The sequence below is a fragment of the Salipiger mangrovisoli genome (assembly GCF_015223355.1).
GTDB lineage: Bacteria > Pseudomonadota > Alphaproteobacteria > Rhodobacterales > Rhodobacteraceae > Salipiger > Salipiger mangrovisoli.
Genome location: NZ_JADFFK010000012.1, coordinates 61,667 through 74,991, shown reverse-complemented (window position 1 = coordinate 74,991; position 13,325 = coordinate 61,667). Strand labels below are relative to the sequence as shown.

The following is a 13,325-nucleotide window of genomic DNA, read 5'->3' as shown; positions in this document are numbered from 1 at the left end:
CGGGCCGATCAGGCGCGCGCCTGCGTCCGCGCGGCCTCGGCGGCCTGGCGGAAATGCGCCACCAATTGCGAGACGATGCGGCCGCGGGTCACCAGGTCCTCCATCAGCACCTCGTGTTCGCCGGCCTGGATGATCTCGAGCCGAGCGCCGGGCCAGCGGCCCATGCGGGCGCGGATGCGGGCGGCGTCGACCACCCGCTCGTTGCTGCCGAGATAGGTCAGGCACGGCACCTCGGGGGAAGGCTGGCGCGACAGCGACAGGCATTCGGCCAGCGCCTCGTGCAGCCAGCGCAGCGACGGGCCGCCGAGCTGCAGTTCCGGCGCCTCGGTGACCTGCCGCAGCATGTAGTCCCAGGACGCGCGGTCGGTGGTCAGCACGTTGCCCTCGAAGGCGGTGCGCGAGAGGTAGCTGCCCGGTCCGGTCGACGGGGCGTAGAAATGCCCCATGCCCATGCGTGCGCCGGACCAGCTCAGCGCCCAGGCGGCGGGGCGCATGGGGCCGGCCATGCGGATGCCCCACATCGGCGCGGTGAATCCGGCGGCGGCCACCGGCAGGCCGCGGGTCAGCGCACGCAGGCCGATCGCGCCGCCCATGGAATGCGCCAGCAGGTGCAGCGGGCGGGGCAGGCCAAGGGCGTCCACCGCGCCCAGCATCGCTGCCACATCCTTTTGGTAGTCGGCAAAGAGGTGCACATGGCCGGTCTGCACATCCTCGAGCAGCCGGTCGGCCAAACCCTGGCCGCGCCAGTCGATGGTCAGAACGTGAAAGCCGCGCGCCGCGAAATCGCGGGCGACATGGCCATATTTCTCGACGTATTCGGTTCGGCCGGGAAAAAGCAACACGGTGCCCTCGGCGGCGTCGGGGCCGGGGAAATGCGCAAGGCGCAGACGCAGCCCGTCCTCGGCGCGGAGCCAATAGGCGCATGCCCCCTCGGGACCATCGGCCAGCTCGGCATGGAAGGGGGCGGCATCCAGCATCAGGCCAGGGTTCCGGCGAGCCGCATTGCCGCGCCCATGTCGCCATCGACCTTGAGCCTGCCGGTCATGAAGGCCGTGGTCGGGTTCTTTTCGCCCTCGATGATGGCGCGGAAAGTCTCGGTATCGGCGGTCAGCGTCACGTCGGCTTCGTCATCGCCGATGCGCGCGCCGTTCTCATCGACGACGAGGCTGCCCTTGCCCTCGATGACGAACTTCGCGACGCCGGCGAATCCCTTGCCGTCCAGCTTCTTGTTCAGCGCGGCGACCGCCGCCTTGACCGTTTCGCTCATGTGCCGGGCACTCCTCACGAATTCCTGTGCTGGCAAAGCGCCAGCGGTGGGTTACACTTCCCTCTATGAGCATCCTCATCCGCGAATTCAAATCTAGAACGGTTGCGGCACTGGCCCTAGTCACGTTTTCCCTACCCGGCGCGGCGTACGCGGACCGGGCAGAGGAGCTTCTGGCCGAACTGGCCGGGGCGACCAGCCCCGAAATCGCCGACCGGGCGGAGCGCGACCTTTTCAACGAATGGTCGAAATCCGGTTCGCCGGCGATGGACCTGCTGCTCAAGCGCGGTCGCGACGCGCTCGAGGTCAACGATGTGCAAACCGCGCTCGAACACTTCACTGCGCTCACCGACCATGCGCCCGCGTTCGCCGAAGGCTGGAGCGCGCTGGCGCTGGCTTATTATGCGTCGGATGCGCTCGGCCCGGCGATGGATGCGCTTGAGCATACGCTGGCGCTCAATCCGAACCATTTCGGCGCTTTGCAGGGCGTCGGGGCGATCCACGAGGAACTGGGCGATCTTGATCTTGCCTACCGTGCCTATTCGCGGGTAGTTGAGCTTCGGCCCTTCGACAGCGATGTCACCGAGGCCATTGAACGGCTCGAGACGCGGGTGAACGGCGTTTCGCTTTGAGGCACCGGCACGGGCACCGGGCGGGCTGACCGCATCGGGACCACAAGACCGGAAGAGGAAAGACAAGGCCCCCTCCCATGGCCCAACGCGCTAGGATCGCGGCCGTCCTCGGCCCGACCAACACAGGCAAGACCCATTACGCCATCGAACGGATGCTGGCGCACAGGACCGGCATGATCGGCCTGCCGCTGCGGCTTCTGGCGCGCGAGGTCTACGACAAGGTCGTGGCGGCCCGCGGCCCCTCGGTGGCGGCGCTGGTCACCGGCGAGGAGCGCATCGTGCCGCCCCGCGCGCAGTACTGGATCTGCACCGTCGAGGCGATGCCCGAAGGCATGGGCTGCGATTTCGTGGCGATCGACGAGATCCAGCTTTGCGCCGACCCCGAGCGCGGCCATGTCTTCACCGACCGGCTGCTGCGGATGCGCGGCCTGCACGAGACGTTGTTCCTTGGCTCGGACACCATGCGCGGGCCGATCTCGCAGCTGGTCAAGGGTGTCGAATTCATGCGGCGCGACCGGATGAGCCAGCTGATGTACACCGGTTCGAAGAAGATCAGCCGGATGCCGCCGCGCAGCGCCATTGTCGGTTTCTCGGTGGACAATGTTTATGCCATCGCCGAGCTGATCCGCCGCACCAAGGGCGGCGCGGCTGTGGTGATGGGCGCGCTTTCGCCGCGCACGCGCAACGCGCAGGTGGAGCTCTACCAGAACGGCGATGTCGACTACCTGGTCGCCACGGACGCCATCGGCATGGGACTCAACCTCGATGTCGACCACGTTGCGTTCTCTTCGCTGACCAAGTTCGACGGGCGGCGGATGCGCGAGTTGCAGCCGAACGAACTGGCGCAGATCGCCGGGCGCGCGGGGCGGGGGATGCGCGACGGTACCTTCGGCACCACCGGCGAGGCCGGGCAGATCCCCGACGAATGGGTCGAGGCGATCACCAGTCACAGCTTCACCCCGCTGAAAAAGCTCAACTGGCGCAATCCGCAGCTGAATTTCGGCTCGCCCGAGGCGCTGATCGACTCGCTTGAGCGCGCGCCCGACGATCCCAACCTGGTCAGAGCGCGCGAGGCGGACGACCTGATGTCGCTCAAATCGCTCAATTCGCAGGCGGAGGTCCGCGCGCGCGCCTCGGATCCGGCCTCTGTCAAGCTGCTCTGGGACGTTTGCCGTATTCCCGATTTCCGCGGGATCAGCCATAATGAACACGCGGCGCTGTTGCAGGTGATCTACCAGCACTTGCACGAGCGCGGCGAAATCCCGCGCGATTTCATGGCGCGGCAGGTGAAACGTATCGATCGAACCGATGGCGACATCGACGCGTTGTCGAAACGTCTGGCATTTATCCGCACTTGGACTTACGTGGCGCAACGCAAAGGTTGGGTCGATGACGAAAGCCATTGGCGCGAGGCAACCCGCGCGGTAGAAGATGCCCTGTCCGACGCGCTGCACGCGCGTCTCACGCAAAGATTTGTTGACCGGCGCACATCAGTGCTCATGCGGCGGTTGAAGCAGAAGGAGGCCCTCTTGGCCGAAGTGAACGAGAACGGAGAAGTGACCGTCGAAGGCGAATTCGTTGGTCGGCTCGAAGGGTTCCGCTTCCGGCAGGATGCCGGCGCAACGGGACAGGAAGCTAAGACGCTGAAGACGGCGTCGCTGCAGGCGCTTGCGCCGCATTTCCACCTGCGGGCGGATCGCTTCTACAACGCGCCCGATACCGAGATCGACTTCACCGAGCAGGGTGGCCTCATGTGGGGCGACCAGGCTGTGGGCAAGCTGGTCAAGGGCGACGACGCGCTCAAGCCGCGCGTTGCGGTCTTCGTCGATGACGAGGCAGGTCCCGATGTGGCGCAGAAGGTCGAACGCCGCCTGCAACACTTCATCGACCGCAAGATTGCCGCGCTCTTCGAGCCGCTGCTCAACATGCAGAACGACGAGACGCTGACCGGTCTGGCCCGTGGCTTCGCCTTCCGCCTGATCGAATCGATGGGCGTCATCCCGCGCGGCCAGGTTGCCGACGAGGTGAAGCAACTCGACCAGGACTCGCGCGCCGCACTGCGCAAGCACGGCGTGCGCTTCGGCCAGTACACGATCTTCATGCCGCTGCTGCTCAAGCCCGCGCCGACTCGGCTGCGGTTGGTGCTGTGGTCGCTGGCCAATGGTCTCGACACCTTCCCCGAGGCGCCGCCGCCGGGGCTGGTGACCGTGCCGAACATCCGCGAAGTGCCGATGGCGCATTACACGCTGTCGGGCTACCGCCCGGCCGGCGAGCGCGCGATCCGCATCGACATGCTCGAGCGCCTCGCGGACATGCTGCGCAGCGAAGACAGCCGCGGCGGCTTCGAGGCCAAGGCCGACATGCTGTCGATCACCGGCATGACGCTCGAGCAGTTCTCGGACCTGATGCAGGGCCTCGGCTACCGGGCAGAGAAGGGCGAGCGCAGCAAGGTGCGCGCCGCCGACAAGGTGGTGACCGAGACCTCCGAACCCACGGGCATCCCCGGCGAGGACCAGCCGGTCTTCGACGCCGCTCAGGAAGAAGAGGCGACCCCCGCCGCAATGGCCGATCCGGCGGCCGCGCCCGAGGCCGCCGATCTGGTGGCCGGTTCCGAGCAGATCGACGACGAGGGCGTGGCCCCGATCGCCGAGACGCCCGAGGCGGTGGAGATCGACGACACCATTCCCGAAGCCTCGGAAACCGAGCTGCTGCCGGGCGAGGCACCCGATGCGGCGCTGGCAGGCCCCGAGATCGAAGTGTTCTATACCTTCACCTGGGGTGGCAACCGCGGCGCACGCGGGGGCCGTCAGGGTGGCCGCGACGGCGCGCGTGACGGGGCCCGCGAGGGCGGCCGTGACGGCGGACGCGAAGGGGGCCGTGACGGCGGTCGACAGGCGCGCGGCGGCAAGGGTGGCCCGAAGGCAGGTGGCAAACCGCGCGGCAAGGGCGGCCCGAAAGGCGGCGGCAAGGGCGGTGCTCCGAAAGGTCCGAAGACCTTCGAATCCCGCCCCGAGAAGAAGGACCGGATCGATCCGGACAATCCCTTCGCCGCGGCACTGATGGGCTTCAAGGGCAAGTCCTGAGGCTCATCTCGCTTGGCTGATCCGCTCCAGAAGATCCGCATCGACAAATGGCTCTGGCAGGCCCGCTTCTTCAAGACGCGGGGCCTGTCGGCCAAGGCGGTCTCTGCGGGTCTGCGGGTCAACGGTTTGAACGTGTCGAAACCGGCCTTCAACGTGGGGCCGGGCGACGTGCTGACCTTCAGCCAGGCGCGCCAGGTGCGTGTGATCAAGGTCGTGGCGCTCGGTGAGCGCCGCGGCCCGGCGCCCGAGGCGCAGCAGCTCTACGAGGACCTTGATCCTCCGCAGCCCGGATCCGGGGACGATGTTCCGCCGGTGCAGCGTCTCGAAGGCAATTCTCGTCCGACCAAGCGCGACCGCAGGAAACTCGATCTTGATCGCGGCCGGACGCTTGAATGATCCTGTTTGCTGGTCTAGCTAGGCGGGCATCAGCCTGTGAGAGACCGCAATGACCTACGTCGTCACCGAAAATTGTATCGCCTGCAAATACACCGACTGCGTGGAAGTCTGCCCGGTGGACTGTTTCTACGAGGGCGAGAACACGCTGGTCATCCATCCCGACGAATGCATCGACTGCGGCGTTTGCGAACCGGAGTGCCCGGCTGACGCGATCCGCCCCGATACCGAGCCGGACATGGAGAAATGGGTCGAGTTCAACCGCAAGTATGCGGAGCTCTGGCCGGTGATCATCACCAAGAAAGATCCGATGCCCGGCGCCGAAGAGCGCGACGGCGAGGCGGACAAGCTCACCAAGTACTTCTCGGAAGCGCCCGGCGAAGGCGACTGAGAGACGCAAATTCCCTTCGGCGCGCGGCGCGATTCGTGGCCGCCGCGCCGAAACCCGTACACGGGGACGTGTTTTACCCCGTAACATATTGGTTTAGAAAAACATCTTTCCGGCCCGAGCGCTCCTAGGAAAGACGTTCATTTTGTGCTATGTTCTGCGCCACTCATGTTGAAACCATGCACACATGACCGGGCCGGTCTGCACCCCGGAGGTTAAGCTAGTCGCGTAAAACCAGGCGAACGGAATGCTCCGCATCCCGTGCGTCTTTCTGTCGCGTGTGCACAAGGTTTCTCTGCTAAGGACGCTGTTGGATGACCAAGACCAAGAAGAACGAATTCCGCCCGAATGACTACGTGGTCTACCCGGCCCATGGCGTGGGTCAGATCATGTCGATCGAAGAGCAGGAAATCGCCGGCCTCAAGCTGGAGCTTTTCGTGATCTCCTTCGAGAAGGACAAGATGACGCTTCGGGTCCCGACCCACAAGGCGACCGAGATCGGCATGCGCTCGCTGTCCTCGCCGGACGTGGTGAGCCAGGCAATGAAGACCCTCAAGGGCAAGGCCAAGGTCAAGCGCGCCATGTGGTCGCGCCGTGCCCAGGAATACGAACAGAAGATCAATTCCGGTGACCTGATCGCCATCGCCGAAGTGGTGCGCGACCTGCATCGTGCCGACGACCAGCGCGAGCAAAGCTATTCCGAGCGTCAGCTCTACGAAGCCGCGCTCGAGCGCCTGACCCGTGAAGTGGCCGCCGTGAGCGGTGGTGATGAAGTGGCCGCTGCCCGCCAGGTGGACGAAGTGCTCGGCCTGCGCGCCGCCTGATCGCGCGTACCTCCCGAAGAATTCAAAAGGGCTGCCCGTGGGGCAGCCCTTTTTCGTGACGCAGACGGTGCGTGGCTGCGCTTCAGTGCAGCTTCAGCTTGGGCCGGATGCGACGCGAGGCACCGCCGAGCAGGGCGCTCAACGTGGCGCGCCACGGGCCGAGCACCGACTTGCGGTGCAGGAAGTGCAGCGAGCGGTAGGCGCGCCGTGCCAGCCAGCCCTCGATGGTGATGGTGCCGATCGCCTTGCCCATCAGCGAGCCCACCGCGCCCTCGTTGCTGATCGCCACCAGCGAGCCGTGGTCGGCGTAGGAGAACTCCCTGAGCGGCTTTCCCGCGACCTGCGCCACGATCTGCCGCTCCATGAACTCGGCCTGCTGCGTGGCGACCTGCGCGCGCGGCGGCAGCGAGGTCTGCTTGGCGGGCCAGAGGCAATCGGCGCAGTCGCCAAGCGCGTAGATGTGATCGTCGTCGAGGGTCTGCAGGGAGGGGCGCACCTTGAGCCGGCCGAGGCTGCCGGTCTCGAACCCGTCGAGCTGGCCGATGACCTCGGGCGCGCGCACCCCGGCGGCCCAGACCGTCAGGTTCGAACTGAGCGTCGTGCCGTCGCTCAAGGTCACGGAACCGGGGTCGATGCGCGCCACCTTGGCGCCGGTCATCACGTCGATATGCAGCTCACGCAGGTGGCGGGCGACCTTGGCAGAGATGGTCTCGGGCAGGGCGCTCAGGACGCGCGGCGCGGCCTCGATCAGGCGGATGGTCACCGCATCGGCGTTCCGCACCTTGTGGATGCCGTTGCGGGCGAACTGCCCGGCGGCCTCGCGCAGCTCGGCGGCCAGCTCGACCCCGGTAGCCCCGGCGCCGATGATTGTCAGCTCAAGCTTCTCCGCTGCCCCCAGAGCGCCGGTCTGGAAGCGCAGGAAGAGGTTCAGCAGCTCGGCCTGGAGTCGCTTGGCCTGCGCTGGCGTGTCGAGCATCATGCAGTTCTCGGCGACTCCGGGGGTGCCGAAATCATTCGAGCGGCTGCCGATCGCCAGCACCAGGATGTCGTAGGGCAGCGACCGCTTCGGCGCGAGCGGACGGTTGGCGGGATCGTTCACCGCCTGCAATTGAACCAGACGCTTCTCGCGGTCGATGCCGGTGAAGCGGCCGAGGCGGAAGTTGTACTCGTTGCGGTGCGAATGCTCGAGCAGGCTGATTTCTTCATCGAACCCCTTGGTGCCGGCGGCGAACTCGTGCAGCGAGGGTTTCCACATGTGCGAGAGGTTCTCGTCGACAAGGGTGATCTCGGCCTTGCCGGCATGGCCGAGGCGGCGGCTGAGGCGGGTGGCGAGGTTCAGCCCGGCAGTGCCGGCGCCGACAATGACGATCTGGGGAGGCTTGGAGGTTTGGGGCATGGTCGAGGCTATTCGCGTCTGTCGGCCGGAGGGCGGGACGTGGCCAGCGCCGCATGCGCTCGGTCTTGGTCCACCTCCGGCGCGGTCCGATTAGCTCAATGCTGCACCCGCAGCATGCGCGAAATGGTCGCGGCCAATGACATTCCCGCGAGGTTCCGGCAGGCGCGGATCAGTTGCCTCTTTTTTGGGCTACATTGCTGCAAACACGAGGAAATTTGCGAAATCTGTATGCCGTGGAATACTTTCAGGCAACGTCGTCGCGCTGCGCTTCAAGGGCGCTGAACAGCGCCGTTTCCAGGTCCTTCTCCAGCTCTCGGGCGCGCTTCACATAGGCAGGGTTCTGCGCTGGCGGAACGGTGGGGTCCCAGAGCGTCGCCAGTTCGCGCATGGTTTCGCGGTCGTGGTGGTAGAAGGTCTCTTCGGCGATGGCGGCCTCGTATTCGGTGAGCCCGACTTCCTCGAGCACGTAGCGTCCGGCGCGCAGCGAGCTGTCGAAGAGTTCACGCACGATCTTGTCGGCCCCGGCCTGATACAGCTCGTAGACATGGGTGCGGTCGCGCGCGCGGGCGATGACGAAGATTTCGGGCCGGATGCGCTTGGCGAAGCGCACGAGCTTGGTGGTGGCCTTGGGATCGTCGAGCGCGGCGACCAGCACCTTGGCCTTTGAGATGCCCGCGGCATGCAGCAGTTCGGGGCGGGTGGGATCGCCGAAGAAGCCCTTCACCCCGAACTTGCGCATCAGCTCGATGGTCTGCATGTCGTGGTCGATCACCACGGTCTTGAAACCCGAGCTTTGCACCAGCCGGTTGACGATCTGTCCGAAGCGTCCGATCCCGGCGAGGATGATCGGCCCTTCGCGGTCGATCTTATCATCGGGGCGCGCCTCGGCGGTGTCGTCGAGTTTCGCCGAGAGCTTGTCGTACAGGATGAAGAGCGCCGGGGTGATCAGCATCGACAGCGCCACCACCATCAAGAGCCGCTGGCCGAACGCCTCGGTCATCACGTTCTGCTGGAGCGCGAAGGAGATCAGCACGAAGCCGAACTCGCCTGCCTGCGCCAGCGAGAGGGTGAACAGCATCCGGTCGCGCCCGTGCAGGTCGAAGAGGCCACCCAGCAGGTAGAGGATCGCGCCCTTGACGAGGATCAGCCCCAGCGTGATGCCGAGCAGCAGGAACGGTTCGCGCAGGAAGTCCCCGAAATTGAGCCCTGCGCCGACGGTGATGAAGAACAGCCCCAGAAGCAGCCCTTTGAACGGCTCGATGTCGCTTTCGAGCTGGTGGCGGAACTCCGAGTTGGCCAGCACCACGCCGGCAAGGAAGGTCCCCAGCGCCGGAGACAGGCCGACGAGCCCCATCAGAAACGCGATGCCGACGACGATCAGCAGGGCCACGGCGGTGAACATCTCGGGCAGGCGCGAGGCGTTGATGAAGCGGAAGAGCGGGCGCGCGCCGTAGATGCCTGCCACGATGATCAGCGCCACCGCCCCCAGCGTGACCAGCGCCACCGCCCAGCCCGGCAGCCCCGCGACGAGCGACATCCCGTGCTCGCTGACCGCGTGCACGGGGCGCTCGATCGCGCCGTCGGTGCGGATCATCGCGATCATCGGCGCGCCGAGCAGCGGCAGCAGGATCAACATCGGGATTACCGCGATGTCCTGCGTCAGCAGCACCGAAAAGGCGGACCGTCCGCCGGGCGTCTGCATCAGCCCTTTTTCCGAAAGGGTCTGCAGCACGATGGCGGTGGAGGAAAGGGCAAAGACCATGCCCGCGGCCACGGCGGTGGCCCAGGCGGTGCCGAGCCCGATGACCACGATGGTGATCGCCGCCATGGTCAGCAGCACTTGCAGGCCGCCTAGCCCGATCAGCCGGTGCCGCATGTCCCACAGCGCCCGCGGCTCCAGTTCCAGCCCGATGATGAACAGCATCATCACCACGCCGAACTCGGCGAAATGGCGCAGGTCGTCGGTATGCGACACCAGATGCAGCCCCGGCCCGATGATGATCCCGGCGAGCAGGTAGCCCAGCACCGAGCCAAGCCCCAGCCGCGTTGCGATGGGCACCGCGATGACCGCGGCGGCAAGGTAGATGGAGGCCTGAAAGAGCGCGCTTTCCATGTCGGTTCCGTGTCTGCTTCGAATGTGCCGTGGCCCGCGCATGATGAGCGGGGAGCGCGGGGAAAGACAAGCATGCCCATGGCACATCGGTGCCAAGGCGGCGTCCGGGCATCGGCGCACCCGCGCGTCGTCGCGCTTGACCGGAAGGCATCAGAGGCGTATTTCCGCGCCGTGGCGATTTGTTGACGGATTGCGGGCCACGTAAAACATTCCGCTAAAAGGTCGGACGAAGGAGCCTCTTTCGCTTGACCGCGGACGGGGCTTTTTCATTTCCGGCGCACAGGGATTGGCCGGGCACAGAAAGGTGGAAGATCATGGCAGATTTCAAGAAGGCATCGCGGACCGAACTGGTTCACGGCGGGACCAAGCGCAGCCAGTGGGGCGAGCTGAGCGAGGCGATCTTCCTCACTCAGGGGTTTGCCTATGATTCCGCCGAGCAGGCCGAGGCGCGCTTCATCAAGACCGAGGCGGACGAGTTCATCTACGCCCGCTACGGGAACCCCACCGTCGCCATGTTCGAGGAACGCATTGCGCTTCTGGAAGGTGCCGAGGATGCCTTTGCCACCGCCTCCGGCATGGCCGCCGTCTCGGGCGCGCTGACCGCCATGCTGAAGGCCGGTGACCGTGTCGTCGCGGCGCGCGCGCTGTTCGGCTCCTGCCTCTACGTGCTCGAGACCATCCTGAGCCGCTTCGGTGTCGAGGTGGTCTTCGTCGATGGTGCCGATCTGGCGCAATGGGAAGCGGCGCTGGAGCCGGGTGCCGAACTGGTGTTCTTCGAGAGCATGTCGAACCCGACCCTGGAACTTGTGGATATCGAGGCCGTGGCCAAGCTCGCCCATGCCAAGGGTGCCAAGGTCGTCGTCGACAACGTCTTCTCGACCCCGGTCTACAGCCGCGCCATCGAGCAGGGCGCCGACGTGGTGGTCTATTCCGCGACCAAGCACATCGACGGCCAGGGCCGGACGCTGGGCGGCGTGATCCTTGGCAGCCGCGAGATCATCCGCGGCGTGATCGAGCCCTACATGAAGCACACCGGCGGCTCGATGAGCCCGTTCACCGCCTGGGTCATGCTCAAGGGCCTCGAGACCATCGACCTGCGCGTGCGCGCCCAGACCGCCTCGGCCGAGGCGATCGCCAAGGCGGTTACCGGCCACCCGAAGGTGATCCGCGTCAGCTATCCGGGGCTCGCGTCGCATGCGCAGAACGCGCTGGCGGAACGGCAGCTCGGGGCAGGGGGCACGATGGTCGCCTTCGAGATTCAAGGCGGAAAAGAGGCAGCCTTCCGCTTCTGCAACGCGCTCAAGATCATCCTGATCTCGAACAACCTCGGCGACGCGAAATCCATCGCGACCCACCCGGCGACGACAACCCACCAACGACTGTCTCCTGAACAACGTCAAGGGCTTGGCATCGGCGACGGCTTGATCCGGCTTTCGGTCGGCATCGAGGACACCGGCGATCTTGTTGCAGATATTCAACAAGCTCTTGACGTTGCGTAAAACTTGGGCGGCCGGGACAATTAACAATTGCCCGGCCACATTTTTGCCCGCAATAGATGATCCATACGAATAGGTGTGCCCGTATAAGGGTCGTAAATGGTGGTTTTTTCGGTAAAACATCCTAAGTACGTTGGAACGAACCCCCGCCTCGGAGGGCAGGACATGAATGTGTATTCGCCGGTAGTTGACCGTAACCCAAGCCGTGATGACGCAGAGGCGGCCCTTGCCGTATTGCGCAAATGGACCGAGGCAGCCGACGACAGTGAAATTACCGATCTCGACCCCGCACTTCTGAAGCTTCTCGGCGCGGGGCAGGATTATCCGATCTTCTCGCGTCAGTATCCCAAGGGCTTCATCGTCGACGAGGCTTACAAGACCTCGCTCCCGGACCTGCAGAACGGTCCGGCCTCGCTCATCCGTGGCGAGAACGTGCGCATCCAGCACGTCGGCATTTCGAACTTCCGTCTGCCGCTCAGCTACCGGCTGAAGGATGGCCAGTCCCTGTCGCTCGAGACCTCGGTGACCGGCACGGTCAGCCTCGAGGCCGACAAGAAGGGCATCAACATGTCGCGCATCATGCGCAGCTTCTACACCCATGCCCAGAAGAGCTTCAGCTTCGGCGTGGTCGAGGCGGCGCTCGACGACTACAAGTCCGACCTCGAAAGCTTCGACGCGCGCATCCAGATGCGCTTTTCCTTCCCGATGCAGGTGGAAAGCCTGCGCTCGGGCCTGTCGGGCTACCAGTACTACGATCTTGCGCTGGAGCTGGTCGAGCAGAACGGGGTGCGTCAGCGCATCGCCCATCTCGACTACGTCTACAGCTCGACCTGCCCCTGCTCGCTGGAGCTGTCCGAGCACGCCCGGCAGTTCCGCGGCCAGCTCGCCACGCCGCACTCGCAGCGCTCGGTGGCGCGCGTGTCCGTGGTGCTTCAGGACGACGGCGACGACTGCCTGTGGTTCGAGGACCTTGTCGGGCTCTGCCGCTCGGCGGTGCCGACCGAGACGCAGGTCATGGTCAAGCGCGAGGACGAGCAGGCCTTTGCCGAGCTCAACGCGGCCAACCCGATCTTCGTTGAAGATGCCGCGCGGCTCTTCGCCGAGGCGATGGCCGGCGACGCGCGGATCGGCGACTTCCGCGTGCTCTGCAGCCACCAGGAAAGCCTGCACTCGCATGACGCCGTGGCGCTGCTGACGCAGGGGCCGACCTTTGCGCAGACCAGCCTCGACCCGACGCTCTTCCCCAGCCTGATCCACCGCGGCTGAGGCGGACGGCGCCCGCCGGGCGCTGCTGCAATCTTCGGCATTGCCCGTATGCCGCCGGTCACTCCGGCGGCATTTTGCTGCACTGCGGAAATTTTCGCGGCGCTCTTCATGATTTGCGGAACGCTCTCGTGCATCCTCGGGAAGCGGGGCAGGCAAGCCAACGGAGGTCGTCGCATGGCCACGAGCAGCTACGCCGAAAATGTCATCATCGGCCTGGGTCGCGGTTCACTCCGCGCCAGGATCGATGCCTATTTCGCGGGCGTCGGCCAGGGCCTCAACGCCTATGCGCTCCGGCGCGAGCGGATGTACGAGATCCTCGTGCTGGAAAGCCAGAGTGACGAACGGCTCGCCGAGATGGGGCTGACGCGCGAGCAGATTCTGCCGCATGTCTTCCGCGACCTCCTGGGGGACTGAAAGGCTGCCGCCGCGCGGCGCTTGACAGGCAGGCAGCGGCGGGCGATGGCTCTGCC

The 13,325-nt window shown here is 65.7% G+C and carries 12 protein-coding genes and 1 riboswitch; of the genes, 8 read left to right on the top strand and 4 right to left on the bottom strand.

Going from position 1 to position 13,325, the window contains the following annotated elements:
* Nucleotides 1-8 precede the first annotated feature (8 nt).
* Nucleotides 9-977: an alpha/beta fold hydrolase gene (locus IQ782_RS16360; RefSeq protein ID WP_194135732.1), complete on the bottom strand. Its 969-nt coding sequence runs from the start codon at nucleotides 975-977 to the stop codon at nucleotides 9-11.
* Nucleotides 977-1,267 (bottom strand): SCP2 sterol-binding domain-containing protein, encoded by a 291-nt coding sequence (locus IQ782_RS16355; RefSeq protein ID WP_194135731.1) that lies wholly within the window; start codon nucleotides 1,265-1,267, stop codon nucleotides 977-979. The genes IQ782_RS16360 and IQ782_RS16355 overlap by 1 nt, the downstream gene beginning before the upstream one ends.
* Before the next feature lie 65 nt (nucleotides 1,268-1,332).
* Between IQ782_RS16355 and IQ782_RS16350 the strand changes: the two genes are divergently transcribed.
* From IQ782_RS16350 to IQ782_RS16330, 5 genes are all read left to right on the top strand, one after another.
* Nucleotides 1,333-1,896 carry a hypothetical protein gene (locus IQ782_RS16350; RefSeq protein ID WP_194135730.1) on the top strand — a complete coding sequence of 188 codons (564 nt, stop codon included), beginning with the start codon at nucleotides 1,333-1,335 and terminating at the stop codon, nucleotides 1,894-1,896.
* Nucleotides 1,897-1,973: 77 nt separating this feature from the next.
* The gene (locus tag IQ782_RS16345) at nucleotides 1,974-4,979 is read left to right on the top strand and encodes a helicase-related protein (RefSeq protein ID WP_194135729.1); all 3,006 of its coding nucleotides are present in this window, start codon (nucleotides 1,974-1,976) and stop codon (nucleotides 4,977-4,979) included.
* 12 nt (nucleotides 4,980-4,991) lie between these two features.
* Complete coding sequence (locus tag IQ782_RS16340; RefSeq protein WP_194135728.1) at nucleotides 4,992-5,375, top strand: RNA-binding S4 domain-containing protein; 384 nt, start codon at nucleotides 4,992-4,994, stop codon at nucleotides 5,373-5,375.
* Between the two features lie 49 nt (nucleotides 5,376-5,424).
* Entirely contained in the window at nucleotides 5,425-5,763 is a 339-nt protein-coding gene (gene fdxA / locus IQ782_RS16335) for a ferredoxin FdxA (protein WP_194135727.1), read from the top strand.
* 311 nt (nucleotides 5,764-6,074) lie between these two features.
* Nucleotides 6,075-6,584 (top strand): CarD family transcriptional regulator, encoded by a 510-nt coding sequence (locus IQ782_RS16330; protein ID WP_066105780.1) that lies wholly within the window; start codon nucleotides 6,075-6,077, stop codon nucleotides 6,582-6,584.
* 82 nt (nucleotides 6,585-6,666) lie between these two features.
* Here IQ782_RS16330 and IQ782_RS16325 read toward each other — a convergent pair whose 3' ends face one another.
* Both IQ782_RS16325 and IQ782_RS16320 read right to left on the bottom strand, forming a co-directional pair.
* Nucleotides 6,667-7,980, bottom strand: a complete 1,314-nt coding sequence (locus IQ782_RS16325; RefSeq protein WP_194135726.1) for an NAD(P)/FAD-dependent oxidoreductase — start codon at nucleotides 7,978-7,980, stop codon at nucleotides 6,667-6,669.
* Nucleotides 7,981-8,224: 244 nt separating this feature from the next.
* Nucleotides 8,225-10,093 (bottom strand): monovalent cation:proton antiporter-2 (CPA2) family protein, encoded by a 1,869-nt coding sequence (locus IQ782_RS16320; RefSeq protein ID WP_194135725.1) that lies wholly within the window; start codon nucleotides 10,091-10,093, stop codon nucleotides 8,225-8,227.
* A gap of 161 nt (nucleotides 10,094-10,254) precedes the next feature.
* A riboswitch (SAM riboswitch) is annotated at nucleotides 10,255-10,331 on the top strand.
* A gap of 76 nt (nucleotides 10,332-10,407) precedes the next feature.
* Between IQ782_RS16320 and metZ the strand changes: the two genes are divergently transcribed.
* The 3 genes from metZ (at nucleotide 10,408) to IQ782_RS16305 (ending at nucleotide 13,269) form a co-directional block, all read left to right on the top strand.
* Nucleotides 10,408-11,592, top strand: a complete 1,185-nt coding sequence (metZ, locus tag IQ782_RS16315) for an O-succinylhomoserine sulfhydrylase (protein WP_194135724.1) — start codon at nucleotides 10,408-10,410, stop codon at nucleotides 11,590-11,592.
* Between the two features lie 162 nt (nucleotides 11,593-11,754).
* On the top strand, nucleotides 11,755-12,855 hold the full coding sequence (folE2, locus tag IQ782_RS16310) for a GTP cyclohydrolase FolE2 (RefSeq protein WP_194135723.1): 1,101 nt from the start codon (nucleotides 11,755-11,757) through the stop codon (nucleotides 12,853-12,855).
* Between the two features lie 174 nt (nucleotides 12,856-13,029).
* Entirely contained in the window at nucleotides 13,030-13,269 is a 240-nt protein-coding gene (locus IQ782_RS16305) for a hypothetical protein (RefSeq protein ID WP_194135722.1), read from the top strand.
* The last annotated feature ends 56 nt before the right edge of the window (nucleotides 13,270-13,325 follow it).

Coding starts and splice junctions, on each gene's coding strand:
- IQ782_RS16360 (WP_194135732.1), bottom strand. CDS start 977: ATGCTGGATGCCGCCCCCTTCCATGCCGAGCTGGCCGATGGTCCCGAG.
- IQ782_RS16355 (WP_194135731.1), bottom strand. CDS start 1,267: ATGAGCGAAACGGTCAAGGCGGCGGTCGCCGCGCTGAACAAGAAGCTG.
- IQ782_RS16350 (WP_194135730.1), top strand. CDS start 1,333: ATGAGCATCCTCATCCGCGAATTCAAATCTAGAACGGTTGCGGCACTG.
- IQ782_RS16345 (WP_194135729.1), top strand. CDS start 1,974: ATGGCCCAACGCGCTAGGATCGCGGCCGTCCTCGGCCCGACCAACACA.
- fdxA (WP_194135727.1), top strand. CDS start 5,425: ATGACCTACGTCGTCACCGAAAATTGTATCGCCTGCAAATACACCGAC.
- IQ782_RS16330 (WP_066105780.1), top strand. CDS start 6,075: ATGACCAAGACCAAGAAGAACGAATTCCGCCCGAATGACTACGTGGTC.
- IQ782_RS16325 (WP_194135726.1), bottom strand. CDS start 7,980: ATGCCCCAAACCTCCAAGCCTCCCCAGATCGTCATTGTCGGCGCCGGC.
- IQ782_RS16320 (WP_194135725.1), bottom strand. CDS start 10,093: ATGGAAAGCGCGCTCTTTCAGGCCTCCATCTACCTTGCCGCCGCGGTC.
- metZ (WP_194135724.1), top strand. CDS start 10,408: ATGGCAGATTTCAAGAAGGCATCGCGGACCGAACTGGTTCACGGCGGG.
- folE2 (WP_194135723.1), top strand. CDS start 11,755: ATGAATGTGTATTCGCCGGTAGTTGACCGTAACCCAAGCCGTGATGAC.
- IQ782_RS16305 (WP_194135722.1), top strand. CDS start 13,030: ATGGCCACGAGCAGCTACGCCGAAAATGTCATCATCGGCCTGGGTCGC.